This window comes from Rhodosalinus sp. 5P4 (assembly GCF_041365695.1).
Lineage (GTDB): Bacteria > Pseudomonadota > Alphaproteobacteria > Rhodobacterales > Rhodobacteraceae > Rhodosalinus.
This window is the reverse complement of the sequence record NZ_JBGFSJ010000005.1, coordinates 270682-296155: the sequence shown is the minus strand read 5'-3', so window position 1 is coordinate 296155 and position 25474 is coordinate 270682. Positions and strand designations below refer to the sequence as shown.

Below are 25474 nucleotides of genomic sequence, written 5' to 3'. Positions count from 1 at the left end.
CGCCGGGTCGCTCAATCGGCCGTTCCGCACTGCCGCGCTCAACGCCTTGACCGCGCTCGCCATCCCCATCGTGAAAAGCCTGAGATAGGTCCGCCCCGGAGCAAGGGAGAGGCGAGGGGTCCCGCCTTCCCGCAAAACAAGCGCAACGGTCCCATCAGCGCACGACGAATTCCGCGTGGAGCGCCCCCGCAGCCTTGATCGTCTTGAGAATGTCGATCATGTCGCGAGGCGTAACGCCAAGCGCGTTAAGGCCCGAGATTACTTCGGAAAGCGTTGTGGCCTCAGGCAGTTCCGCAAGGCCGTTGCCCTGCTCTTCCTCGATATCGGCGAAGGTGCGCGGCACGACGACCGTCTCGCCCGGTGCGAAAGGGTTCGGCTGAACCGCGAGCGGCGCTTCTTCTATCCTGAGCGTCACGTTGCCCTGCGCCACCGCGACACGCGAGATCCGCACATCCGCTCCCATCACGATGGTGCCGGACCGCTGATCAACGACCACGCGCGCGCGGCGCTCCGGTTCGACGGCGATCGCCTCGACACGACCGATGGCGTGCGCGGGTGAGCGCGCCCCGGTACGGCGGATGTCGAGCTGGACCGTACCGGCATCCAGCATGAGCGCGACAGCGCCCCCGAATTCCCGATTGATTGCCGCCTCGATGCGCGCGGCCGTCGTGAAGTCCGGATCCCTTAACGCCAGGCGGAGCGCGGTAAGGCCTGAAAAGTCGAACGCGACCTCACGCTCGATACGCGCACCCGCGGGAATCGACCCAGATGTCGGCACGCCCTCGACAACGCGCGCGGCGTCGCCCTCCGCCGCGGCACCCCCGGCGAGCACGGTCCCCTGCGCGACGGCATAGACCTCACCGTCCGCTGCGCTGAGCGGCGTCATCACGAGCGTGCCGCCGAGCAGGCTGCCTGCGTCGCCGATGGCCGAAACCGTGACGTCGATGCGGCTTCCGGCGCGCGCGAAGGGCGGAAGCTCGGCAGTGACGAGAACGGCGGCCACGTTCCGCGGGCGGAATGCCTCTCCTGCCACGTTGACGCCGAGACGTTCCAGGATGTTGGTCATGATCTCTTCGGTGAATGGCGCGTTACGCAACCCATCTCCCGTGCCATTCAGCCCGACCACGAGCCCGTAGCCCAGAAGGTCGTTCCCGCGCACACCGTCGACTTCGACGAGATCCTTGATCCGCACGGGACCGGCTGCCACCGAAAGCGGCAGCAGAATCGTCAAAAGGACGCTGGAAAGCCGCAGAAGGCACTTCATCACAGACGGTCCAGAAGGCTGAAACGCGACAAGCGCGCGGTAACTTCATAGACAAGCTCGAGACGTCGTTCCGCGTCCTTCAGTCGAGTTGCAGCCTCGAAGCGGTCCACGCCGACAAGCTCCGCGCGGGCGACTTCCGCGGCGGCGCTTTCCGCCGAAAGGCGCGTCGCCGCCTTCTCGATCCGGGCTTCGACCTGGCCCACACCCGCACGCAACGCGATGATACCGTCCTGGGCTGCAAGCATCCGGTCACCGGCGGATCGGAAAACGGCCGCCCTCGCAGGATCGGAGAGCGTTACGTTCGGGTCCCCGGCGATCGTTCCGAGCGCGAGCGCCGCGAGCAAAGCCTTGAGAGCGGGGTCGTCGGCGCGCGTGGAAAGCTGCAGTTGCTCACCCTCGTCGACAAGGATCGGAGAGAGCGGCGTATCGCCGCCCAGATACCCTGTGGTGGCGAATCCGCCCGCCGGGTCATCGAACCAGGCTTCCACCGCCGCGACGACATCTCCCGGTTCGGTCAGGCCGGCCACGGCTGCACGAATACCCGTGAGCATCGCCTGGGCCGGGGCGAGCGCCGGACCGTCGCTTGCCACGCCGGCAAAAAGGCTCCGCCCGCCGGCGGAGGTGTTGAGCGACGAAACCACGCTTGCGAAAGCAGCCTCGGCCTCGGTACCTCTCAGCGGGTTTTGCGCAGGCGTACCCGAGGCATGTTCGATAAGCCCGATGGCAAGCTCTCGCGTCGCCTCTGCGACCGCGCCCAGCGCCGCCTGCTGGCCGCGCGCCAGCGTGGCCGCCTCGGCGCCGGCCAAACGGTAGCTCTCGCTGATGGTGATCCTCCGTTCCAGCACCGTCAGAGTACCGTAATCTCCCTTGAGACGTGCGCCAGGATCCGCGACGCGCCCGGTTGTGAGCGCGCGCGCCTGATCCCCGAGCGATTGCTTCGCCTCGACGGATTGCCGCCGCAGGAGGAACGCCTGGGCCAGATCCCCAATGGATTGTGCGGTCATGGTCATAGCCTTGTCAGCGCCCCGAGCATTTCATCCACCACGCGGATCATGCGGGCGTTCGCGTTGTAAAGCTGCTCCACGAGAAGAAGCCGCTGCAATTCGGCGTCGGTGTCTACGCCGCGCGTGAGTTCAGCCTCGGTAAGGGCATCGAGGCGCGCCGTGGCAAAACTTTCCCGCGCCTCGGCGTTTTGGCGCTGCATGCCGATGTCGGACAGCAATGCCGCCCCAATATCCTTGGCGGCACGCGCGCCAGGCCCGAAATGACCCGAGGCGTCGGGTCGCGGCTCTGCCAGGGCAGAGGTCATGGCGACAAGCAGCGTGCCGTGGCCAACCGGGCCGGGCGTTGCGGCATAAAGACCGTCCCGTAGCCGCCAGCTTTCGCCGCCCTGAGCCGGGTCCGCGTCCGGGTTGAGGGCGATACGGCCCGCAAGCCCCGTCTCGGCCCCGACTGTGAAGGCAATGCCACCATCCGTGAAAAGACCCGCGTCTCCGGGCGCAAGGGTCGGATCGACCGCCGGGGTCTGGAACCGCTCGACAAGATCGAGGGCAAGCGCATCGAGACCCGACTGCGCCTTGACGGCGAGTTCGTCGCGGACCTCGGCTGTTCCCGAAAGAGCGCCGCCGGCGAGCGACCCGTCGCGCATGTCGATTGCGCGCCCGTTCAGCGTGACAGTCCCGAGCAACCCGGTCTCGACACGCATGTCCGCCGTGATCACCCGTGTCGGGGTGAAATCGAGCTGCGCAGGCCGACCGTCGAGAAGAAGGGCGCCGCCCGTGCTGACCAACGCGATCTGGCCACCGGGACGCGGCATCTGGCGAAGCGGAACGATCTCGTCGATCCGGTCGAGTACCTGCTGGCGCTGGTCGACAAGCGATGCCGTTTCCTGGCCCCGCGCGCGCGCCGTGGCGATCCGCCCGTTCAGATCGGCGACCTGGTCGAGGCCGAGGCGAAGCTCGCCGACCATCCGGTCGATCGCCGCGTCCGCACGGCCCCGAAGGTCCTGTACCCTGTCCGACGCCGCTTCGAGGCCGTCCGCAAGACGCCGCGCCGAGTCCGCAACGCCATCAAGGCGGACATTCGAGGCGGGCTGGGCAGAGGCGTAGACCAGCGCGGACTCGAAGGCGGCGAGACGGCTTGAAAGCGACCCAGGCGCGCCTGGTAGGCCAATCGCCGCCTCGACCTCGGAAAGAAACCTTGCCCTCGCGCCGGCATCACCGAGCGCGGCCGCAGCCTGTCGGCGATCGCCGATCAGCGCATCGTCCGTGTTGCGGACGACACCATCAATGCGGACGCCACCGGACCCGGCCCGGGCCGACAGCGCGACTTCACGGGGACCGTAGCCTTCGGTCAGGGCGTTGGCGAGGTTGTTCGAGACCACGCCGGCGGCACGCGATGCCGCGCCAAGGCCGGTCAGGGCAGTGTTGAGGGCGCCGGATAGGCTCATTCGAAGTCCTTTCCGCGCGGGCGTTCAGCCTCAGCGCTTGATGTTGGTGGTTTCCTGAAGCATCTCGTCGACGGTCTGAATCACCTTGGCGTTCGAGGAATATGCGCGCTGGGTCTTGATCATGTCGGTCAGTTCCCCGGCCACGTCGGTCGCGGATTCCTCCTGTGCGAAGGCGACTACGCTGCCGGTGGGGCCGTCGCCGGCATCCCACAAGAAGAACGGGCCGCTTTTCGGCGAGGGCACGAAGGTCTGCTGGTCCAATCCGGTCATGCCGTTCGGGTTCGGCATGTCGACGAGTGGTATCTGGAAGATGCGCCGCGTCACCCCGGTGTCGAACACGGCGAGAACGAAACCGTTCTCATCCACCTCCACCGCTGTCATGTTGCCCACCGCCGAGCCATCCTTGGAAATCGAGAGCGGCGCGAACTTGTCGGAGAGCTGGGTCAGTCCGCCCCGGCTTCCGGGCTGGCCGATATTGATCTCTATGGGTCCGCCATCGACATCGACGATCACGGATCCCGTGGCCGCATCGTAAGCGCCACCCGTGAAAGTCGTCACGCCCGCCAGCGTTCCACCTGCGGTCCGGCTGTCGTTGAAGGCGAGGACATAGTCGCCAACGACAGCGCCGCCGGAGGCCGAGTCGCGCAGAACCATGCGCCACTCGTTTGAATACCCGGCGCCGGGCACGGTCGGGGTGAACGTGATGTCGACATTGGCTGAAATGCCAAGATTGTCGATATACTCCACCGAAAGCGTTTCGGGCGTCACCGTCGCGCCCGCTGCGGTCGCGGTCGCCGGCAGGTTGATTCCAAGGGACATCTGGGTGGTCGGCTGACCCGAGAGGGCATTGGCGTCGATACGCACGGGGCGCAGCGAGTCGGCGGTGTCGCGCGGAACGGCCGGCATGGTGCCGTCGGGCAGGGCCGGCCAGCCCAGGAGCGCAAGACCCGCCTGGGTGACGAGGTAACCGTCGGCATCGGTCCGGAAGGACCCGGTGGTCGTGAGCAGCATCTGGGGATTCCCGTTGCCCACCTGCACCTCGTTGGCGCGGGCCACGGGCAGGAAGCCGCGCCCCCGCACGGCCAGATCGGTCGGGTTCGAGGTGTTCACGAGCGCCCCGCTCTGATCCACGAGTCGCTGGCTGAGCGAGCGAACACCGCCTGCGGCGTAGCCCCCGCCACCCGTCGTCGAGATCACCATGGACTGGAAGTCGGTCTGCACACGCTTGTAGCCGTAGGTGCCGGCGTTGGCGATGTTGTCGGAAATTCCGGCAAGGCGGCTCGCGTTCGCGCCCAGTGCCGCAACGCCTGAATTGAGTGCCGAGGATATCGTCATGTCGGGGGCCCTTCTGTTGCGTCGGCGACGTTGCCCGCCCCGAAACTAGGACCAACGCCTTAAGGCGCCGCTAACGGCTAAAAAGCGCCGGATCTGACACGGCCTGTGCGCAGGAAAACGATTTCCAGCCTGTCGTTGCGCACCGACATAGGCTGTTCCGGCAAGGCAGGTGCGCGATCGGCGTGGCCCGTGACCCGGCGGACACGCGCCGGCGCGAGTCCCCCCTCCTCCAGCAAAGTCCGCAGAGCGGCGGCCCGCCGGGCGGAAAGATCCCAGGCCGGATTCCGGGCCATCACGATGGGGCTGGCGCGCACGTGCGCTTCGACCGCGGCCTGATTCGTCACCATTCCCGAGAGGCGTCCGATCACGCCCGCCAACGCCTCGAGCAGTGGGGTCGGCGCCGCATCCCCTTCGAAAAGCGGGGCGCCCGGCCGCGCGAAGATTTCCACGACGAGGCCCTCGTCCGTCACTCGGGTGACCACGTGCTGGCGCAGAAGGTCGTCGGCATGGCTTTCGCCGGAGTTTCCGCGCAATGCGGCGTCCAGACGCGCGAGCGCCTCTGCCTCGGCTGTCGCATCGCCACTTTCCTTCGGGCCTGCCGTTCCCGGCACGCGATCGCCCCGGGCGCGGTTCTCCTCGGTCGGTGCGCGCGACGCCGCGCCCGTGCCGATGCGCGGCACGATCTCTTCCGCGAAAACGCTCTCGCCGCCGAGGGGCCCGCTGCCGCCGCCCGATTGCCGCACGATCGGTATGGTCGGATCGAAATAGTCCGCAAGACCCTTGCGTTGCTTCTCTGTCGTCGCGTTCAGCAGCCACATCAGCATGAAGAAGGCCATCATGGCGGTCACGAAATCGGCATAGGCGACCTTCCACGCGCCGCCGTGATGCCCATCGGACCGCACCACCTTCTTACGCTTGACGATGACTGGCGCGACATTGCTGCCGGACGCCATGCTCACCACCTTTCTCACCCCGGGGAACGCGGTAGCACGCGCCGGATTGCGCATTTCTTAACAAGCGCAATTCGCGACAGTCTTGCCGGGCAAGGTCCTCCTGACATGTTCCGGCGCTCGGGCGCACGGCATGGCGGAGCCTGATGGCCTAGGGTTCGCCTGCAACTCTCGGGCTCGAGCAATGGGTACGTATCGGGTGACTCGCATGCGCGACATGTCACGCGCCGAACTCATGCAGTTTTTCATATATCTTGATGGCGCGCGCGCACTATCCGCCGAAAACCGGGATTGACCGTGTCGTGGTCGACACCGCCAGGCGGCCTCGAGGCGCCCGCCGGCTTGCCACGCTCAACGGTGAGGCGACACGGGCAACGCTGACGGCCCGAGAGAGGAGGCGAGCCCGGCCGTCCCCGTGCCGCGCGGCGGTACTCCGCGATCACCCACCCAGCGCATGGCGGCGTCATGCGCTGCTTTTGCATCCTGCGCCTCTACCGAGGCGCGGATGTCACGAAGCGCGTTCGCCATCTCGAGTTCGGAGACGTGGCCTTCCTGGGTGCGCAATATCTTCGGATGCGGCGTTGTCAGCATCTCGGACCCGGTCAGCAACTCTTCGTGCATCTTTTCACCGGGACGCAGGCCGGTGAACCTTATCTCGACGTCGCCATGCGGGGTCTCTGCATCGCGCAAGGTGTAGCCTGCGCCCTCTATCATCTGGCGCGCGACCTGCAGGATGGAGACCGGTGCGCCCATGTCGAGCGCGAAGAGATCGCCACCACGCGAGAGCGCGCCGGCCAGCAAGACAAGGTGCACCGCCTCGGACACCGTCATGAAGTAGCGGGTGACGTCGCGGTGGGTCACCGTCACCGGTCCTCCACGGGCGATCTGCTCCTCGAAGAGCGGGATGACCGACCCGGAAGAGCCGATGACATTGCCGAAGCGGACCATGGAGAACCGCGTCGTCGTGGAGCGCGTGGCGAGATCCTGCACGATCATCTCGGCCAGACGCTTGGACGCGCCGAGCACCGAGGCAGGCCGGACGGCCTTGTCCGAAGAGATCAGTATGAACCGGCCCACCCCGGCGTCGCGGGCGGCATCCGCGACGACCTTCGTCCCCAGCACATTCGTGCGCAGTCCTTCGACCGCGTTCTCTTCCACCATGCCAAGATGCTTGTAGGCCGCGGCATGCAGCACGACATCGGTTTCCGTCTCGCACAGCACGCGCTCCACCAGCGCGCGTACGCACACCGATCCGAGTACCGCCAAGATCTCGGTGTCCGTGTCCAACTCCGAAAGCTCGCGCTCCAGGTTGAAGAGCGGCAGCTCGGCGTGATCGAGAAGAACGAGGCGACGTGGACGGTAGGAGAGGATCTGGCGGCAGAGCTCGGACCCGATCGATCCGCCGGCGCCTGTGACGAGGATGCTGCGGTCCCGGTAGGCCTCCGCCATTCCGGGAACCTTGGGCTCCATCCCGCCGCGGCCGAGAAGGCCGTAAAGCTGTGCCTCGGTCAGCTTCGATCCTCCGGGACGGCCGAGGACGAGCTGCGCGAAGGATGGCAGCGTATGCACCTCGCAGCCAAGCCGTCGTACCAGGCGCGTGATGCGCGCCCGCGTTGCCGGAGAAGCGGAGGGCATGGCGATGATCACGCTGTCGATCCGACGCTCCCGCACGAGTTCGGGGAGGCGGATCGGCGAATGCACCTTCAGGTCGGCGATGGTCAGAGATTGCAGCGTCGGATTGTCGTCGAGGAACGCCACCGGCAGCAGCGCGTCGTCCATGGCGAGCGCCGCGGCCAGCTGCTGGCCCGTCTTGCCAGCGCCGTAGATCAGCACGCGCTTGCGCAACTGCCCCGTCCGGTAGATCCAGAGCGTCATCTCTCGCAACAGCAGCCGCGTCGACCCTGAAAGGATCACGAACGTCATCGTGAATATCACGAAGACCGATGCCGGCATCGTCCCGCCGGAAACCACGTTGACCGCGACGCCCGTCATGCCCATCGCGGCGCCGACGCCCGCCGTACCGAGGACGCGCTGCAACTCGTAGGCGTTGAGCTTCACCCTGTGCAGACCCAGATGCAGCGACAGCGCGACGCCAAGGGCGACCATCACCGCCAGCACCGGCAATGCGGCCGGGGGCCGGGCCGCCTCCGGCAACCCGGAGTGCGCCAGAGCAAGAGCTAGAAAGTAGGCAGCGACAATAGATGAGGCATCGAGCGCGAGAAGAATCAGCCCTTTTTGCGATCGACTCAGCGAAGAGACCATCAGGTAGAGCACTAGCTTTCGCTCGACGTGTTCGCGTTGCACGGTTTGCAAAGTCCGGCCCTTCTCGATCCGCGTTTCCAAGTCTTTAGGATCGAACAGAAAACACGTTAAAATTGTCTGAAGACTACCTGATTAGATTCCTTGAAAAGCGCGTCCTGACGGGCACGCGCCGACTTCGAGCGTCCGGGCCCTCGTTTTCCACGCGGTCGGAGCCGCCCGGGACTGAGCGGCAGTGACCGACGGACCGTGGTGACCATTAACCAGAAATCGAACCAAATGTTTTGGTGGCTCGCGTAAACGCGATCCAGCCGCGCCTTTCTGGGAACGCAGCGCCGCGCATAGACGGAATCGGTTTCCGTCGGGCTCTCGCAGGCCCGCAACAGCCGCTCCTCGGTCGGGAAAAAGACCAGGGTCGCCAGACCGGTGATCCCCGGCTTCACCCGAAGCACCTCTGCGTAAAGCTCTGGGAAATCCTCCACATATCGGCGAAGCGGGGGGCGTGGACCCACGAAACTCATGTCGCCCCGGAACACGTTCCACAGCTGCGGCAGTTCGTCGAGCCTCATGCGCCGAAGCATCCTGCCCGTGCGCGTGATCCGACCGGCCTTGTCGCCACCGGAAACACCGCTGTCGTCCGGGGCCGGCCGCATGGTGCGGAACTTCCAGAGGATGAACGGCCGTTCCGGGGCCCGCATCCGCTCTGATCTGTAAAAAATGGGCCCGCCATCTTGCCGCCAGATCAGCGCGGCGACGGTCAGAATGAGCGGCGCGAGAAACACGCCAAGTGTGAGCGAGCCCAGCACGTCAAGCGTGCGTTTGAGCGGGTATCCCCGGTAGCGCCATCGGAGTGGCGGTCGCGCAACAATACTCGCTTTCACCATTCCGTGGGCATTGGCATCGGTCATGCCGACCGCCGTAACCGAGCTCTGGTAAAGATCAGATTAACGAAGCCGATCAGCTGGGCAGCAGCGAGGAGATCAGCGTGTGAAATCGTTCCCGCGCATTTCCATCGCAATCCTGGTATCTTTCGGGCTCTCGGCGTGCAGCCCTCCCCGCGGTGCCGCGCTGCAATCCGAGGTCACCCGCGAACGCGTTTCCGGGAGCCCCAGCTTTCAGGTCGTGGCGGTCAGCCGCGCCAATGCCGAGGCACTCAACCGTTGGCCGACAACGGGGTGGCGCGGCGGCTATCACTGGCCTCAGGCATCCGGCGCGCCGTCCTCCACGATCATCCGCGCCGGGGACCGCGTCACCCTCGTGATCTGGGACAGCCAGGACGTGTCGCTTCTGACGGGCGCCGACGAAAAGCGTATCGATCTGAACGGGATAGAGGTCGCGCCCGACGGAACGATCTTCGTTCCCTACGTGGACGATGTGGTGATCAACGGACTTACCCCGAACGAGGCGCGTGAACGCATCCAGACCGAGATGGAGCGCATCGTGCCCTCGGCGCAGGTCCAGCTTTCCGTGGAGCAGGGCTCTTCCAACTCCATCGACCTGGTGAGCGGCGTGGCGACGCCGGGCAGGATCCCACTTCCGGGCCGCGATTACACCATCCTCAGCGCGATCGCAGAGGGCGGCGGCATAAGTTCCGATCTGCGCAATCCTCTCGTGCGCCTCATCCGGGGCGGCAACACCTACGAAATCCGCGCCGACCAGCTCTTCGCCGAGGCGAGCCGGAACGCGACCCTGCGCGGCGGCGACAAGGTCGTCGTGGAAGAAGACCGGCGCAGCTTTACCGCGCTCGGCGCCGCGGGCACCGAGAACATCATCTATTTCCCCAAGGACGAGGTGAGCGCCCTCGAGGCGGTGACCCTGATGGGCGGGATTTCCGACGCGCGTGCCGACCCCAAGGGCGTCCTTATCCTGCGCGATTACGAGCGCTGGCAGGTTACACCCGCCCATGCGGGGCCGACCCACGAGCAGGTCGTTTTCAGCTTCGACTGACGAGCGCGGACGGCCTCTTTGCCGCGCGCGGGTTCCGGGTCAATCCCGGAGATACGGTTCTCGCGACGGAATCGCCCGTGACGCGCGTCACCACGATCTTCTCGCTGATCGGAACCGCGCTCGGCGTCGCCGGCGCAGCGGAGGGGCTGGCCAATTCAGCTGGAAACGCGCGTGAGGCCGGGAAACGGGAAGGGCGCCCGAGGGCGCCCTTCGCAACAAACCGAAGGCGTCGATTACTCGCTGCTGACGCTCACGAGATAGGCGTAGACGTCTTCCATCCCGGTGTTCAGACGGAACGCCATCTTGGAACGCACGCCGCTGTCGTCGGTGTAATCGCGCAGGAAACCCTGCGGATCCTGGACGTAGGCCACGAAGTTTTCCTCGGTCCACTCGAGGCCCATCTCGGCGGCCTTCTGGATGCCGTCGCCGTAGCGGAAATCCTCTACTTCGGCGGCGGGGCCCCCCATTACACCGTAGAGGTTCGGCCCGACGGGCCCGCCCCGCACGATCTGCTCGCCGGAATCGTCCACGATCATGTGGCAGGCCTTGCAGCGGTTGAACAGGCTTTCCCCGGCTTCAGGGTCGCCGCTGAACTCCTGCGCGACCACCGGCGTGGCGAGGCAGGCTGCGAGAAGCGCAGTCATCGTTCTGGCTGTCATTGCTGTCTCCATGGTTTTGTCCCGATGAGACAGTTTAGCCCTCTGCCAGACATGTCAACACGGCGCTTGCAAGTTGCATAGAACCTGACCCCCGAGGATGTGCGGGCAGAGCTGTCGCCCCGGCGCGTGCGGCGCACGCACCAAGCCCAAGCCGCGCCGGGGAACTTCAAGGCGGACGTTTCACGCAAGGCCGCGCTTGCGGCTGACCGGCAGCGGCACGAGGGGCTCGGCATGTGGAGAATGCGCGGCGCTTGCGCCCGGCGTGCCGAGCGCGCAGGAAGCCGGAATGGACAACCGCGATTTCCTGAGGCTCAATGCGCGCTGGCTCTCGGCCGGGGCGTTGCTGGCGTTCCTGTCGAGCTTCGGACAGACGTATTTCATATCCGTCTTCGCGGGCGAGATCCGCGCCGCCTTCGATCTCGGCCATGCGGCGTGGGGTGCGATCTACACGCTGGGCACCGGGGCTTCCGCGCTTGCCATGCTGTGGGCGGGCGCCCTTACCGACCGGTTTCGGGCCCGGACGCTCGGCACGGCCATTCTGGGTCTTCTGGCCATCGCCTGCCTGACCATGGCCGCCGTTCCGGGAGCCTGGGCGCTTCCCCTGGTCATCCTGGCACTCCGCTTCACCGGCCAGGGCATGACAAGCCATATCGCGATGGTGGCGATGTCTCGCTGGTTCATCGCCGCGCGGGGGCGCGCGCTTTCCATCGCCACCCTGGGCACCGCCATCGGCGAGGCGTTGCTGCCCATCACCTTCGTCGCGCTTCTCACTGTGCTGGACTGGCGCGTCCTGTGGGTGCTCGCCGCCGTCATGGCGCTGGCCGGTATCCCGCTTCTGCGCATCCTTCTCGTCCGGGAGCGCACGCCGCAGTCCTTCGCAGCCGAGGGCGGCGCGACCTTGGGCATGTTGGACCGTCACTGGACGCGCCGAGAAGGGCTTCGCCATTGGCTTTTCTGGTTGATGGTCCCTGCGCTTCTCGGACCAGCCGCGTTCAACACCGCCTTCTTCTTCCAGCAGGTGCACTTCGCCGAGATCAAGGGCTGGACCCATCTCAGCCTCGTGGCGCTCTTTCCCGTCTACACGGTCACGGGCGTCACCTCGATGCTCGTGTCGGGCTGGGCGCTCGATCGGGTGGGGACCGGCCGCCTCATGCCCTGGTTCCAGCTTCCGATGGTGGGCGCCTTCGTCATCTTCGCCACGGCAACCACGCCTTCGGCCGCACTCTTCGGGATCTTTTTGCTCGGGGTCACGACAGGCGCCAACGTGACGCTTCCCAACGCCTTCTGGGCCGAATTCTACGGCACGCGCCATCTTGGTGCGATCAAGGCGATGGCCGCCGCGGTCATGGTGTTGGGCACCGCGATCGGTCCGGGGGTCACGGGCGCGCTGATCGGTCTCGGCGTCGGGCTTGAAGCGCAGTACCTTGCGGTCGCCGTATATTTCGTCTTCGCGAGCGCGCTGATGGCGATGGGCGTGACGCGGGCGCGGCCGCTTCTGTCGCGACCGGCCTAGCGCCGGCGAAGGTAGACATAGTAGGCCCCGCCGCCGCCATGCTTCAGATGGGCCTCGCGCACCTGCAACACGGCCTGCGACAAAGGCGGCGTCGAGAGCCAGTGCGGAAGCTGATGGCGCAGCACGCCCTGACGCCGCGGGATCGGGCCCTGATCCTCCGCGCGCCGGCCCTTTCCGGTGATGACGAGCACCAGCCGTCGTCCCGCCGCCTGGCTTGCGAGGATGAACGAGACGAGCGCGGGGTGCGCCTCGTCCAGCGTCATGCCGTGAAGATCGATCCGCGCCTCCGGGTCGAGCCGCCCGCGCTTCATCTTCTGATGTATCTTGCGGTCCATCCGAAGCGGCGCGGCTTCGACCCGCGCCGAGAGATCCGGCGCCAGATCGCGGGCGCCGCCGGATGCCGGCGCAGCCCCGCCGATCCGGAACCCCGCAGTCACCGCGGGGCCCGCAGACCGCCGGGGGGCCGGTGACGGCGCCCGATCCACGCGCTCCCCCTCGTCGCGCGGGGGGCGATCGGCATGCAGCCGTTCGGCACTTCGGGCGACTTGCCGCCACAGCGCGAGATCCTCGGAACTCAGGCGCCGGCGGGTCACTGCAACGACTCCGGCAACATCGCGTAGGCACGCTGGATGGGCATCAGCACCACCATCCGGCCCGGATCCCGCAACCGGCCGGCGCGGCGGCCGGCGCGTGGGCCGGTCCCGAAGAAGATGTCGGCCCGTTGCGCGCCCTTGATCGCGGACCCCGTATCCTGCGCGACCATCAGCCGGCGCATCGGGTCGGCGCCGTCTTTCTCGACCCAGACCGGCGCACCGAGCGGCACATGCGCTGGATCGACCGCGATCGACCGCAGCGCCGTGACGGAACGGTTCATGGCCCCCAGCGGCCCCCGCTCCGCGGGCACATTGGTCACCTCGCGGAAAAACACGTAGGACGGGTTGTGAAACAGGAGTTCCCGGCCGGCATCCGGGTTCCGGCGCACCCAGGCACCGATCACCTGCGCCGAGACCTGGTGCGTCGCGTAGACGCCACGGCGCACGAGTTCCTGCCCGACGGAGCGGTAGGGATGTCCGTTCGCCCCGCCATAGCCGACGCGGATGACCGACCCGTCGTCCAGCCTGATGCGGCCGGACCCCTGGATCTGGAGAAAGAAAAGTTTCACCGGGTCGTCGACCCAGGCGATTTCCAACCCGCGATCTTCGAGCAGTCCGGAGGTCAGGATCTGCCGGCGGGACAACCAGGGCCGGCCTCTGGGGAGCTCGGGCGGGACGCGGTAGACGGGGTGGCGGTATCGCGGCGTGCGCTCGCGCGAGCCGTTCAGTTCCGGCTCGAAATACCCGGTGAAGAGAGGCGGCGCGCCGTCCTCGATCAGCACCGGACGGAAGAACAGCTCGAAGAAAGTGCGCGCGTCCGTCTGGTTCTGGGCGAGCGCACAGAGGGATTGCCAGTCGCGTGCGTCTAGGTCGGGGCAGGTTTCGAGAAACACGGCGAGCGCGGCCGCGTGATCGTCCTCCGCCCAGCCATCCAACTCCTCGAAGGACAGGATCGAGACGGACCGCTCTGCCGGCGCGTCAGTGCCGGCCACCGCGAGCATCGCCACGGCGATCGCTCGCAGCGCGCCGCGCATCACTCACCCGTGGCGACAAGCTGCCAGTTGGGATCGTCGGTGCCCATGACGCGTGCGAAGGTCCAGATGTCCTTCTGCCGGCGGACTTCAGTGGGGCTGCCTTCGACGATGTTGCCATCCTTGTCGCGCACGACCGAGGTAAGCTCGCCGACGAACCGTACCGTGATCTCGGCCAGGCGGCTTTCGGAATGGAAGCTTGCGTCCACCACCGACAGATCGCGCACACCCACGAACTCCGCCTCGACCGAAAGGCCCTGCTCCTCGCGGGCGCGGATCACCTCTTCGAAGCTTTCGTAGACGTCGTCGGCGAGAAACGGCTTGAGCGCGTCCATGTCGCCTTTCTCGAAGCCCATGAGGATCATCTCGTAGGCCGCTCGCGCACCCTGGAGGAAGTCGGCCACACCGAAGGTCGGGTCCACAGACTTCATCCGGGCGAAGGCGTCCGCCGCGTCGCTGTCGGTGGGCACGTGGTCGGTGATATCCTCGTCGGGGCCCCCGTCGATCACCTCGAATTCGGGGCGGCGGGGAGGGGCGGACCCCCCGCGTTCCGCGACGGGGGGCTTCTCGAACCCCTCACGCGTACCCAGCACGCTTCGCAGGCGCAGGATCAGGAATACGGCGATGCCGGCCAGCACCAGAAGCTGCAGGAGAGGAGAGTTCATCTAGTCCTCTTGGGGCACGGTTGGAAAATATCGTTCACCGCACTTATGTAGGGAACTTGCGCGGTCAAGTCCACCGCGCGCACGACTGACCGGGGGGCGTCGCATGTGGCTTTTTCTCGCCTTTCTGGCGATCCCGTTGATCGAAATCGCCCTTTTCATCGAGGTGGGCGGCCTGATCGGGCTGTGGCCCACGCTGGCAATTGTCGTCGTCACCGCCCTCGTCGGCGCGGCGGCGGTGCGCAATCAGGGCCTCGCGGCCCTGCGGAAGTTGCAACGAAGCCTCGAGCAGCTGGAGGATCCCGCAGCGCCGCTGGCCCACGGAGCGATGATTCTCTTTTCCGGCGCCTTGCTTCTGACGCCCGGTTTCTTCACCGACACGGTCGGTTTCCTTCTCCTCGTGCCGCAGGTGCGCGCCCTGGTGATCCGACATGCGATACGTCGCATAATCATACATCGCTCCGGTCCCGGCGGCCCGCCGCCGCACGCGCCGCAGCCTCGCGACGACGTGATCGAAGGGGAATGGGAAGAAGCGCCCCCGCCGAAGAATCCCACGCACCGCCCCCGGTCCGGATGGACCCATCATTGAGTGCGCGCCGCCATACGGCATTGAGGCGGGCGGGCGCGGCTGCTAAGAGCGCCGTCGAAGCGAGATCCAATCCCAGTCTGGAGTGACGTGATGGCCGAAACCGAAAACGGCGCGGGCGGCGCGGGGCAGGCGGATCAACAGTCCGCGCAGCAGCAAGGCCAGCAGCCCGTCAAGATGAGCGTGCTCGCGCAGTACGTGCGCGACATGTCGTTCGAGAACATCCTCGTGCAAAAGGGCGCGCGCAGCGAAGGCCAGCCGGACATCCAGGTGAAGGTCAATCTGGATGCGCGCAAGCGCGAGGCCGAGAACCAGTACGAAGTGATCATCAAGCTCTCGATCACGTCGGCCTCGAAAGAAACCGGCGATCCGCTCTTCCTCATGGAAATCGATTATGCCGGCGTCTTCCACGTCGAGAACGTGGCGCGGGAGCAGTTGCACCCATACCTGATGATCGAATGTCCCCGGATGCTCTTTCCGTATCTTCGCCGGATCGTCAGCGATGTCAGCCGCGACGGGGGCTTCCCGCCACTCAACCTCGAGAACATCGACTTCCTGCAACTTTACCGCAACGAGCTCGTGCGGCTCCAGGCCGAGCAGAAGCAACAGACCGACGAGGCCGGCGCGCCGCCCCGCGCGGACGCCTGACGCGTCAGCGCGGCCAGAGGGCCGTGTCGCCCAGGCGCTCCACGAGCGCGGCGTGGGACGCGCGTTCCTCCTCGGTGATGCGCGGGGGCAAGGGGCGCGGGCGCGGCTCCATCCTGTGATGGCCCGCCTCGCCGTGTCCGTCCCGCCGTGTCTTCGATACCGGTGCCAGGACGAGATCCGGCTGGCGGCCGCCGATCAGCTCCAGGTAGACCTCGGCGAGGATTTCCGCATCGAGCAGGGCCCCGTGAAGCGTGCGGGCCCCGTTGTCGACGCCGAAGCGGCGACAGAGCGCGTCGAGAGAGGCGGGCGATCCGGGAAAGCGTTGCCGCGCGATCGTCAGGGTATCTATCGCCCTTTCCCATGGCAGCACGGGATGGCCCAGCCGCCCCAGCTCGGCATTCAGGAACTTCATGTCGAACGCCGCGTTGTGAATGACGAGCTTGGCATCGCCGCCCACGAAGTCGAGGAACGGCTGCGCGATCACGGCGAAGAGGGGTTTGTCCCGAAGAAAGTCGTCTCCCAGGCCATGGACCTGGAAGGCGTCCTGCGGCATCGGGCGCTCGGGGTTGATGTACTGGTGAAAGGTTCGGCCGGTTGGAACGTGATTGAAAAGCTCCAGCGCGCCGATCTCGACGATACGGTCGCCCGTCTCGGGGTCGAAACCCGTCGTTTCCGTATCCAGAACGATTTCACGCATCTGCCAACTTCTCCCGGATTTCCGCGACGATCGCACGCACCTGTGCACGGGCGTGTGCGGGCGTGTCGGTCACCACGACATGATCCGCGCGCGCTTCCTTCTCCTTGCTTGGCATCTGCTTGGAGAGGATCGCCTCGAATTGCGCGTCCGTCATCCCCGGTCGAGACAGGACGCGCCGGCGCTGGGTTTCCTCGTCGACCGTGACGCAAACGGTGGCATCCATCATCTCGTCCGCGCCGGTTTCGAACAGCAGCGGAATGTCGAAAACGATGATGTCGGCCTGCGTTTGCCGGGCGGCGCGGCGCCGATCCTCGGCCACGATCGGGTGCACGATCGCCTCGACGCGGGCGAGGGCGTCCGGGTCTTCCGCGATGCGCCGCTTGAGGGCGTCGCGCGACACTTCGCCGCCCACAAGCGCTTCGGGGAACAGCGCCCCGATCGGATCGACCGCGGCGCCGCCGGCGGCATAGGCATGATGCACCGCGGCGTCGGCGTCCCAGACCTCGCACCCCTCGTCGGCGAACATTGCCGCCGTGGTGGACTTACCCATTCCGATGGACCCCGTCAGACCCAGCCGGAACGTCATTTCAGGATGGCCTCGCGCGTGGCTTCCGTCACCTCCGGGCGTTCGCCGAACCAGCGCTCGAATCCCGGAATCGCCTGGTGGATCAGCATCCCGAGGCCATCGACGGTCACGCATCCCATCTCGGCGGCCACTTTCAGAAGCCGCGTCTGAAGCGGCGTGTAGACCAGATCGGTCACCACCGCATCCCGCCGCAACCCGTCGAGCGGCACGCGAAGCTCTGGCTGGCCCTCCATGCCGAGGGAAGTCGTGTTGACCACTGTTGCAGCCTCCTCGATCACGTTGCCGGCCTGCACCCAGTCCTCGACCCGGATGCGGGTTCCGAAATCCTGCCTGATCGTCTCGGCCCGGGCCCGTGTCCGGTTCGTCAGGATGATCTCGGGCGCGCCGGCATCGAGCAGCGAGGCAACCACCGCGCGCGCCGCGCCACCTGCGCCCAGCAGCACCACAGGCCCACCGCTTGCATCCCATCCCGGCGCGTTCCGGCGCAGGTTCTCGATGAAGCCGTACCCATCGGTGTTGTCCGCGTGAATGCGCCCGTCCTTGCGGAAGATGAGGGTGTTCGCTGCGCCGATCAGAGTGGCCCGATCCGTCACGAGATCCGCGAGATCGAGCACCTTTTCCTTGTGGGGAATGGTGATGTTCACGCCGACGAAGCCGGCCTTCGGCAAGGTGCGGATCACCTCGGCAAGATCGGCCGACGCCACGTCCATCGGGATGTAATGGCCGCGCAATCCCATGGCGCGCAGCCAGTGAGCGTGCAGCCGGGGGGACCGGGAATGCGCCACCGGGTGACCCACCACGCCTGCAAGAGGTATCTTCGCGACCTCTGTCATCCTTCGATCTCCCCTGCCACCGTGAGCCAGGACAGCAGAGGAAGGAGCGGCAGACCGAGGATCGTGAAGTGATCGCCCTCGATGGCGGAAAAGAGCCTCACGCCCTCCTCCTCCAGCTTGTAGCCGCCCACACTCTCCCCCAGACCCGGCCAGTTCCTCGCCACGTAGTCCGCCAGATACTGGTCGGAAAACTCCCGCATGACCAGACGCGCCTCGCCCACATGCCGCCAGAGCGGGCGGCCGTCCCGGCACGCGACGGCCGCCGACAGAAGCCGATGCGAGGTCCCGCGCAGACGTTGCAGCTGGTCGCGGGCCTCCTCCGCCGACCGTGGCTTGGAAAGCACTGTCCCCTCATGCGCCAGAACCTGGTCGCAGCCCAGAACGAGCCTGCCGGCGATGCGGTCGCTGACCTTGCGCGCCTTCATCTCGGCAAGCGCGTCGGCCAGGTCGCGCGGCGGCGTGCCGTCGGCCTCCATCGATGCTTTCACCGCGCTCTCGTCGAGACGGGCCGGCACCGTCTCGATCTCGAGACCGGCCTGGCGCAGCATCGACGCGCGGATGGCCGATCCCGAGGCGAGGACAATCGCGTCGCTCATGTGCACAACTCCGTGTGAAAACGCGGCATTGTGACGGGGGTGGCCGGGGACCTCGCCGAAGCAGCCTCATGCCATGTGAACCACCCGCCTGCTCTGCTTGCGTTCTCCCGCAGTCGTCCGGCTGTGACAAGGGACAGTTTGGAGGTGTGGAGAAGCTCGGCCTCCGGCTCCGTGTGCCGCATGTCTTCGCCTTTCATCCGCAAGTCGGGTCCGTGTACCGCGTTGTTTTTAAAATTTTAACCCTTTCAGCCCCACTGCTTCCACATGTCTGTCCACAAGCAGCACGGAGCTGTTAAAAGTTTCGTGCAAGGCCCGGTAATCCACATCCAGAGGCGGCCCCTACAAGAACATCTACCTTTCTTCTCTATATATATTTCATTAAGGCTCGCCGGACTTGCAAAGAAGGTACGGACCGTGACGGACTGGCTGGCCCTGATCTATCCCTGGACGAAGTCTCTCCACATCATGGCGGTCATCGCCTGGATGGCCGGATTGTTCTACCTGCCGAGGCTCTACGTCTACCACGCGGAACGCGCGACGCCGGGGGACGCGCTCGACCCGACCCTTCAGATCATGGAATCCAAGCTTCTGAGATTGATCATGAACCCGTCCATGATCGTCACATGGGTGGTGGGGCTTCTGCTTCTCTTCACCCCGCAAGCGGGGGCGCACTGGACCGAGATCTGGGTCTGGACGAAAGGGTTCGCCGTGGTCGCGATGACCTGGTTCCATCATTGGCTCGGTCTGCGGCGCAAGGACTTCGAAGGCGGTGAAAACGCGCTGTCCGGGCGGCGCTACCGGTTGATGAACGAGGTTCCGACGCTTCTGATGATCGTGATCGTGCTGTCGGTGGTCGTGAAGTGGTGAGCGCGATTGACTCGCGGCACGCACGCGATTAACTGACGACGACTGCCCGTCCGGGCAGTATACCTCCATACCCAGACAAAGCGGATCACGGCCGCGCAGGCGATCCGGAACGGTGTTTTCATGACCGAAGAGCGTCTCAATCTTGCCGACCTGAAGGCCAAGAGCCCCAAGGATCTTCTTGCCATGGCGGAGGAGCTTGAGATCGAGAACGCCTCGACCATGCGCAAGGGCGAGATGATGTTCCAGATCCTGCGCGAGCGCGCGGACGAGGGCTGGGAAGTCTCTGGCGATGGCGTGGTCGAGGTGCTGCAGGACGGGTTCGGCTTCCTGCGGTCCCCCGAGGCGAACTACCTCCCGGGCCCGGACGACATCTACGTGTCGCCCGACATGATCCGGCAATACAGCCTGCGCACCGGGGACACGATCGAGGGCGTGATCAAGGCGCCCGATGGCGACGAGCGCTATTTCGCGCTCACGGCGGTGAACAAGATCAACTTCGAGGACCCGGCGAAGGCCCGCCACAAGATCGCCTTCGACAACCTGACGCCGCTTTATCCCGACGAGCGGCTGAAGATGGAAATCGAGGACCCGACCATCAAGGATCGTTCGGCCCGCATCATCGATCTGGTGGCGCCGATCGGAAAGGGCCAGCGAAGCCTGATCGTCGCGCCGCCGCGGACGGGCAAGACGGTGATCCTGCAGAACATCGCTCATTCGATCGAGCAGAATCACCCAGAGTGCTATCTCATCGTTCTTCTGATCGACGAGCGCCCGGAAGAGGTGACCGACATGCAGCGTTCGGTGAAAGGGGAAGTGATCTCCTCGACCTTCGACGAACCGGCCACGCGGCACGTGGCCGTCAGCGAGATGGTGATCGAAAAAGCGAAGCGCCTGGTCGAACATAAACGAGATGTTGTTATTCTTTTGGACTCTATCACAAGACTTGGTAGAGCCTTCAATACCGTCGTGCCGTCCTCGGGAAAGGTGCTGACCGGGGGCGTCGATGCCAACGCGCTGCAACGGCCCAAGCGATTCTTCGGCGCTGCGCGCAATATCGAGGAAGGCGGGTCGCTGACGATCATCGCGACCGCGCTCATCGACACGGGCTCGCGGATGGACGAAGTGATCTTCGAGGAGTTCAAGGGAACCGGCAACTCGGAGCTCGTGCTGGATCGCAAGATCGCCGACAAGCGCGTCTTCCCCGCCATCGACATCCTGAAGTCCGGCACGCGGAAGGAAGAGCTTCTCGTGGACAAGGGAGACATGCAGAAGACATTCGTCCTGCGGCGGATCCTCAACCCCATGGGTACCACCGATGCGGTGGAGTTCCTGCTATCGAAACTCAAGCAGACCAAGACGAACGCGGAGTTCTTCGACTCCATGAACACCTGAGGCCGTGTCGGAAGAGACGATTTTCGCGGTTGCGACGGCCCCGGGAAAGGCCGGTGTGTCGGTCATCCGCATATCGGGCCCGGACGCCCACGCGGCTGCGGAGACGCTTGCGCGGGCGCTCCCTCCGCCCCGGCTTGCCGGGCTGCGCAGGCTGCGGGACGCCAAGGGCGACGTTCTGGACGAGGCCTTGGTGCTTCGGTTTCAGGCAGGTCAGAGTTTCACCGGTGAAGATGTTGTGGAATTCCACTGCCATGGCAGTATCGCGGTCGTCAGACGCGTGCTGACTTGTCTTGGAGACTTGCCCGGATGTCGGAGTGCCGACCCGGGCGAATTCACCCGGCGCGCGATGGAAAACGGGCGCCTCGACCTGACGCAGGTCGAGGCCTTGGCCGATCTGATCGAAGCCGAAACCGAGGTGCAGCGGCGGCAGGCGCAGCGCGCATTGAGCGGAGCGCTTGGCGCGCGCGTCGCGTCCTGGAGGGTGGATCTGGTGCGTGCGGCGGCACTTCTGGAGGCGGTGATCGACTTCGCTGACGAGGAGGTTCCGGAAGATGTGTCAGTGGAAGTGCTGGAGCTTCTGGGCCGTGTCCGGGATGGGCTTAGCACCGAGTTGAGTGGCATGGGTGCAGCGGAGCGCGTCCGGGAGGGGTTCGAGGTCGCGATCGTCGGTGCGCCGAATGTCGGGAAATCCACGCTCCTCAATCGCCTGGCTGGAAGGGAGGCCGCGATCACCTCGGATATCGCCGGAACGACGCGGGATGTCATCGAGGTCAAGATGGACGTTCATGGCCTCCCCGTCACGTTTTTGGATACGGCCGGTATCCGCGAAGCGCGCGATGCCGTTGAGGAGATCGGGATCAGCCGGGCCCGCGACCGTGCATCGGCAGCGGATTTGCGTGTTTTCCTTGTCAGCGCGAAGGAAGACGTGGAAGGGATCGCACCGCAATCAGAGGATATCGTTTTGACCGCGAAGGCCGATCTGAGCGGCGCGTCGGGCGGGGTGTCCGGTCTTACGGGTGCGGGCGTAGAGGACCTGTTGCGCCGGGTCGCGGACGTGCTGGGGGCGAGGGTGAACCAGTCCGGGCTGGCAACGCGAGAGCGCCATCGCGTCGCGATGATCGGTGCGGAACAGTCGCTCGAAGCGGCGGTGGCGTTGGTGGCTCGCGGTCCGGAGGCGTATGATGTTGGTGCGGAGGAAACAAGGGCGGCGATTCGAACTCTTGAAGCGCTGGTGGGACGGATCGATGTAGAGGATTTGCTGGACGAGATATTCGCCAGCTTCTGTCTCGGGAAGTAGGAGTGTTTCACGTGAAACAGGACTTCGACGTCATCGTGATCGGCGGGGGCCATGCGGGTTGCGAAGCCGCACATGCGGCAGCCCGAATGGGCGCTCGCACGGCGCTGGTCACGCTCACGCGGGACGGGCTGGGCGTGATGTCGTGCAACCCGGCGATCGGGGGTCTTGGCAAGGGGCATCTCGTGCGCGAGATTGATGCGATGGACGGCACCATGGGACGCGTGGCGGACCGATCCGGTATTCAGTTCCGCCTTTTGAACCGCCGGAAGGGCCCGGCGGTTCAGGGCCCCCGTGCCCAGAGCGATCGCGGCCTCTACAAGAGATGGATGACCGCGGAAATCGACGGCTGCGCCAACCTTTCGGTGATCGAGGGAGAGGTCACCGATTTCGTGATGGAGCGCGAGACCGTTCGTGGTGTCCGCCTCCACGACGGCGCGGAACTGTCGGCGCCGTCCGTTGTCCTGACAACGGGCACGTTCCTGCGCGGCGTGATCCATATCGGGGATGTCAGCCGGCCGGGTGGGCGCATGGGCGACAGACCCTCGGTACCACTCGCGGAGCGGATCGAGTCCTTCGGTTTGCCGCTCGGGCGGCTGAAGACGGGCACGCCCCCGCGTCTGGATGGAAGCACGATTGAATGGTCCCGCGTGCAGAAGCAGCCCGGGGATGACGAGCCCGTCATGTTTTCGTTCCTGAACCGCGCGCCATTCGCGAAACAGGTCGCGTGCGGGATCACGCACACGAATACAAGGACTCACGAGGTGATCCGGGCGAACCTGGATCGCTCGGCAATGTATGGCGGTCGTATCGACGGGGTGGGTCCGCGCTACTGCCCGTCGATCGAGGACAAGGTGGTCCGGTTCGCAGACAAGGACTCGCACCAGATCTTCCTGGAGCCCGAGGGGCTTGATGTCTCGACGGTCTATCCGAACGGCATTTCGACGTCGCTGCCAGAGGATGTGCAGGAGTCCTATGTCCGGTCGATCGTCGGGCTGGAAAAGGCGGTGATCCTGCAACCGGGTTATGCAATCGAATATGACTACGTGGACCCGCGTGCGTTGGACGCGACGTTGGCGGTGAAAGCGGTTCCGGGGCTCTATCTGGCGGGTCAGATAAACGGCACGACCGGGTATGAGGAAGCGGCGGCCCAGGGTTTGGTTGCTGGCCTCAATGCGGCGCGCCATGCGCAGGGTGGCGCGCCGGTGTATTTCGGCCGCTCTGACAGCTACATCGGCGTTATGGTCGATGACTTGGTGACACGGGGCGTCAGCGAGCCCTATCGCATGTTCACGTCGCGCGCGGAATTCCGGCTCGCGCTGCGGGCTGATAATGCGGACCAGCGCCTGACACCCAAGGGGATTGAGCTCGGCTGTGTTTCCGAAGCGCGGCAACGGGTTTTCGAGGCGCGTATGGGCGAGCTTGAAAGCGCTCGGCGGCGTCTTGGCGCGATGTCCGTCACGCCGCGGCAGTTGGCCGGAGCAGGCGTTGACGTGAACCCGGATGGGCCGCGGAGGGATGGCTTCTCGGCACTCTCCGTGCCCGGGGTGACCGTCGAGACGCTGGAGGCGTTCGAGCCGGCGCTTAGCGAAGTGGATCTCGAAACTCGCCGTCAGATCGAGAGAGATGCGCTTTATGCGAATTACATCGATCGGCAGCGGCGCGATGTGGAAGCGATGCGTCGGGATGAGGCACTCTCAATACCCAGCGAGTTCGAATATGCCGAAATCGCCGGGCTATCGAACGAGTTGAAAGCCAAGCTGCAAGAGGCGCGCCCGACCAATCTGGCCCAGGCATCTAGGATTGATGGCATGACGCCCGCGGCTCTCGCGCTGCTTTTGGTAAAGCTGCGGCAAGCGGAGCGTGAGCATGCGCGCGCGGCAGGGTAATGCGGGGCACCACTTTGTCGCTGGATGTTTCACGTGAAACAGGAGCGCGCCTGGATCATTTCCGCGGGCTCGTCGAGAAATGGTCGCCGCGCATCAACCTGGTTTCGCGGGCCGCACTCGCGGATTTGCAGGCGCGTCACATCGCCGATTCGGCACAGCTTTGGCACCTCGCGCCGCCGGCCAGGCGGTGGGTCGATCTGGGAAGTGGAGGCGGCTTTCCCGGCATGGTGATCGCAATCCTCGCGCGAGAGCTTCGCCCGGATTTGCGTGTCGTTCTCATCGAGAGTGACACGCGAAAGGCCGCATTTCTTGCGACGGCCATCCGAGAGACGGACGTGAACGCCGACATCATCGCTGAGCGCATCGAAACCGTGTCTCCACAAGCTGCCGATATCGTATCGGCCCGCGCGCTTGCGCCACTGGAGCGCTTGCTCGGCCTGGTCATGCGTCATCTTGCGCCGGGGGGCCGCGCGCTTCTGCCGAAGGGCGCGAAATGGCGGGAAGAGGTGGAAAACGCCCGTCGGACTTGGACTTTCGAGACGGACACGATACCAAGTGTCACCGACCCGTCCGCCGTCATCCTGTCGATTGGAGAGATTGCGCGTGCCTGATTCGCCCCGTGCCCGTGTTCCGAAAATCATCGCCATCGCCAACCAGAAGGGTGGTGTGGGAAAGACGACGACCACGATCAACCTCGGGGCAGCTCTTGCGGCAGAGGGAAAGCGTGTCCTCATCGTGGATCTGGACCCGCAAGGCAACGCCTCCACCGGGCTGGGTGTTGAACCAGGGCGCCGCGACTACACGACATACGATCTCCTGCTCGAAGACGTGGCCCTGGCGAACGTGATACGCCAATGCGGTCCCGACGGGCTTGCGCTGATCCCCGCCAACGTCGATCTGAGTTCCGCGGACATGGAGCTTCTGACCACGGAACGGCGCAGCTTCCTTCTGAAAAAGGCGCTCAGACAGTCCGGCATGGCAGAGTATGGTTGGGACTATATCCTGATCGATTGTCCGCCGTCGCTGAACCTTCTGACCGTCAATGCGATGGTGGCGGCGGATTCGGTGCTCGTCCCGCTGCAAAGCGAGTTTTTCGCGCTCGAGGGTCTGTCGCAACTCATGTTGACGATCCGCGAGGTTCGGTCGACCGCGAATACCGGCCTCCGGATCGAGGGTGTCGTGCTGACCATGTACGACGTCCGGAACAATCTTTCGCAGCAGGTGGAAGCCGACGCGCGCGAAACGCTTGGGGAGCTCGTCTTCCAGACCGTGATCCCGCGCAATGTCCGGCTGAGCGAGGCGCCGTCCTATGCGATGCCCGTGCTGCAATACGATCCCGCCTCCAAGGGTGCCGAGGCGTATCGCGCTCTCGCTGCGGAGCTTTTGCGCAATCATGCCCGAGTGGCAGCCTGATCCGGAGACTG

General features: G+C 65.5%; 25 protein-coding genes. 10 read left to right on the top strand and 15 right to left on the bottom strand.

Features of this window, described 5'->3' with window-relative positions:
• Nucleotides 1-154 precede the first annotated feature (154 nt).
• The 7 genes from AB6A69_RS11810 to AB6A69_RS11780 form a co-directional block, all read right to left on the bottom strand.
• Nucleotides 155-1264 (bottom strand): flagellar basal body P-ring protein FlgI, encoded by a 1110-nt coding sequence (locus tag AB6A69_RS11810; RefSeq protein ID WP_371055893.1) that lies wholly within the window; start codon nt 1262-1264, stop codon nt 155-157.
• A complete protein-coding gene (locus tag AB6A69_RS11805) occupies nt 1264-2268 on the bottom strand; it encodes a flagellin (protein WP_371060907.1) in 1005 nt (334 codons plus the stop codon). The genes AB6A69_RS11810 and AB6A69_RS11805 overlap by 1 nt, the downstream gene beginning before the upstream one ends.
• Before the next feature lie 2 nt (nt 2269-2270).
• A complete protein-coding gene (gene flgK, locus AB6A69_RS11800; RefSeq protein WP_371060906.1) occupies nt 2271-3713 on the bottom strand; it encodes a flagellar hook-associated protein FlgK in 1443 nt (480 codons plus the stop codon).
• Between the two features lie 30 nt (nt 3714-3743).
• Nucleotides 3744-5048, bottom strand: coding sequence for a flagellar hook protein FlgE (locus AB6A69_RS11795; protein WP_371060905.1), 1305 nt, complete (start codon nt 5046-5048; stop codon nt 3744-3746).
• Nucleotides 5049-5125: 77 nt separating this feature from the next.
• The gene (locus AB6A69_RS11790; RefSeq protein ID WP_371060904.1) at nt 5126-6055 is read right to left on the bottom strand and encodes a flagellar motor protein MotB; all 930 of its coding nucleotides are present in this window, start codon (nt 6053-6055) and stop codon (nt 5126-5128) included.
• Nucleotides 6056-6349: 294 nt separating this feature from the next.
• A complete protein-coding gene (locus tag AB6A69_RS11785; RefSeq protein ID WP_371060989.1) occupies nt 6350-8260 on the bottom strand; it encodes a polysaccharide biosynthesis protein in 1911 nt (636 codons plus the stop codon).
• Nucleotides 8261-8367: 107 nt separating this feature from the next.
• The gene (locus AB6A69_RS11780) at nt 8368-9165 is read right to left on the bottom strand and encodes a sugar transferase (protein WP_371060903.1); all 798 of its coding nucleotides are present in this window, start codon (nt 9163-9165) and stop codon (nt 8368-8370) included.
• Nucleotides 9166-9244: 79 nt separating this feature from the next.
• Between AB6A69_RS11780 and AB6A69_RS11775 the strand changes: the two genes are divergently transcribed.
• Nucleotides 9245-10204 carry a polysaccharide biosynthesis/export family protein gene (locus tag AB6A69_RS11775; protein ID WP_371060902.1) on the top strand — a complete coding sequence of 320 codons (960 nt, stop codon included), beginning with the start codon at nt 9245-9247 and terminating at the stop codon, nt 10202-10204.
• A 233-nt stretch (nt 10205-10437) separates the two neighbouring features.
• Here the strand turns inward: AB6A69_RS11775 and AB6A69_RS11770 are convergent, their stop codons facing one another.
• Nucleotides 10438-10863 (bottom strand): cytochrome c family protein, encoded by a 426-nt coding sequence (locus AB6A69_RS11770; protein WP_371055886.1) that lies wholly within the window; start codon nt 10861-10863, stop codon nt 10438-10440.
• A 286-nt stretch (nt 10864-11149) separates the two neighbouring features.
• Here AB6A69_RS11770 and AB6A69_RS11765 point away from each other — a divergent pair, with 286 nt between their 5' ends.
• Nucleotides 11150-12376 carry an MFS transporter gene (locus AB6A69_RS11765; protein WP_371060901.1) on the top strand — a complete coding sequence of 409 codons (1227 nt, stop codon included), beginning with the start codon at nt 11150-11152 and terminating at the stop codon, nt 12374-12376.
• Here the strand turns inward: AB6A69_RS11765 and AB6A69_RS11760 are convergent.
• The 3 genes from AB6A69_RS11760 to AB6A69_RS11750 all read right to left on the bottom strand — a co-directional run bounded on the left by AB6A69_RS11760 (nt 12373) and on the right by AB6A69_RS11750 (nt 14665).
• On the bottom strand, nt 12373-12813 hold the full coding sequence (locus AB6A69_RS11760; RefSeq protein ID WP_371060900.1) for a Smr/MutS family protein: 441 nt from the start codon (nt 12811-12813) through the stop codon (nt 12373-12375). The two genes, AB6A69_RS11765 and AB6A69_RS11760, sit on opposite strands and share 4 nt — an antisense overlap.
• Nucleotides 12814-12965: 152 nt before the next feature.
• Nucleotides 12966-14003, bottom strand: coding sequence for a murein transglycosylase A (locus tag AB6A69_RS11755; RefSeq protein ID WP_371060899.1), 1038 nt, complete (start codon nt 14001-14003; stop codon nt 12966-12968).
• Complete coding sequence (locus AB6A69_RS11750; protein WP_371038859.1) at nt 14003-14665, bottom strand: Tim44/TimA family putative adaptor protein; 663 nt, start codon at nt 14663-14665, stop codon at nt 14003-14005. Before AB6A69_RS11750 ends, AB6A69_RS11755 begins: the two co-directional genes overlap by 1 nt.
• A 103-nt stretch (nt 14666-14768) precedes the next feature.
• On the opposite strand from AB6A69_RS11750, the gene AB6A69_RS11745 reads away from it, so the two are divergent.
• Nucleotides 14769-15251 carry an FxsA family protein gene (locus AB6A69_RS11745; protein ID WP_371060898.1) on the top strand — a complete coding sequence of 161 codons (483 nt, stop codon included), beginning with the start codon at nt 14769-14771 and terminating at the stop codon, nt 15249-15251.
• A 90-nt stretch (nt 15252-15341) separates the two neighbouring features.
• Nucleotides 15342-15896 carry a protein-export chaperone SecB gene (secB, locus tag AB6A69_RS11740; protein ID WP_371038857.1) on the top strand — a complete coding sequence of 185 codons (555 nt, stop codon included), beginning with the start codon at nt 15342-15344 and terminating at the stop codon, nt 15894-15896.
• A 4-nt stretch (nt 15897-15900) separates the two neighbouring features.
• Here the strand turns inward: secB and dnaQ are convergent, their stop codons facing one another.
• Genes dnaQ through AB6A69_RS11720 form a run of 4 tightly spaced genes read right to left on the bottom strand, consistent with a single transcriptional unit; the run spans nt 15901 to nt 18608 of the window.
• Nucleotides 15901-16593 (bottom strand): DNA polymerase III subunit epsilon, encoded by a 693-nt coding sequence (gene dnaQ, locus AB6A69_RS11735; protein ID WP_371055881.1) that lies wholly within the window; start codon nt 16591-16593, stop codon nt 15901-15903.
• Nucleotides 16586-17179, bottom strand: coding sequence for a dephospho-CoA kinase (coaE, locus tag AB6A69_RS11730; protein ID WP_371060897.1), 594 nt, complete (start codon nt 17177-17179; stop codon nt 16586-16588). Before coaE ends, dnaQ begins: the two co-directional genes overlap by 8 nt.
• Nucleotides 17176-18012: a shikimate dehydrogenase gene (locus AB6A69_RS11725; protein ID WP_371060896.1), complete on the bottom strand. Its 837-nt coding sequence runs from the start codon at nt 18010-18012 to the stop codon at nt 17176-17178. The genes coaE and AB6A69_RS11725 overlap by 4 nt, the downstream gene beginning before the upstream one ends.
• A complete protein-coding gene (locus tag AB6A69_RS11720) occupies nt 18009-18608 on the bottom strand; it encodes a nucleoside triphosphate pyrophosphatase (protein ID WP_371060895.1) in 600 nt (199 codons plus the stop codon). The genes AB6A69_RS11725 and AB6A69_RS11720 overlap by 4 nt, the downstream gene beginning before the upstream one ends.
• Nucleotides 18609-19022: 414 nt before the next feature.
• On the opposite strand from AB6A69_RS11720, the gene hemJ reads away from it, so the two are divergent.
• From hemJ to AB6A69_RS11690, 6 genes are all read left to right on the top strand, one after another.
• Complete coding sequence (gene hemJ, locus AB6A69_RS11715) at nt 19023-19475, top strand: protoporphyrinogen oxidase HemJ (RefSeq protein ID WP_371060894.1); 453 nt, start codon at nt 19023-19025, stop codon at nt 19473-19475.
• Between the two features lie 120 nt (nt 19476-19595).
• Nucleotides 19596-20867 (top strand): transcription termination factor Rho, encoded by a 1272-nt coding sequence (gene rho, locus AB6A69_RS11710; protein WP_371038851.1) that lies wholly within the window; start codon nt 19596-19598, stop codon nt 20865-20867.
• A 4-nt stretch (nt 20868-20871) separates the two neighbouring features.
• Entirely contained in the window at nt 20872-22164 is a 1293-nt protein-coding gene (gene mnmE / locus AB6A69_RS11705) for a tRNA uridine-5-carboxymethylaminomethyl(34) synthesis GTPase MnmE (protein ID WP_371060893.1), read from the top strand.
• A gap of 2 nt (nt 22165-22166) precedes the next feature.
• Nucleotides 22167-24050: a tRNA uridine-5-carboxymethylaminomethyl(34) synthesis enzyme MnmG gene (gene mnmG / locus AB6A69_RS11700; protein WP_371060892.1), complete on the top strand. Its 1884-nt coding sequence runs from the start codon at nt 22167-22169 to the stop codon at nt 24048-24050.
• Nucleotides 24050-24661, top strand: coding sequence for a 16S rRNA (guanine(527)-N(7))-methyltransferase RsmG (rsmG, locus tag AB6A69_RS11695; RefSeq protein WP_371060891.1), 612 nt, complete (start codon nt 24050-24052; stop codon nt 24659-24661). Before mnmG ends, rsmG begins: the two co-directional genes overlap by 1 nt.
• Nucleotides 24654-25463: a ParA family protein gene (locus tag AB6A69_RS11690; RefSeq protein ID WP_371038847.1), complete on the top strand. Its 810-nt coding sequence runs from the start codon at nt 24654-24656 to the stop codon at nt 25461-25463. Before rsmG ends, AB6A69_RS11690 begins: the two co-directional genes overlap by 8 nt.
• Nucleotides 25464-25474: the final 11 nt, after the last annotated feature.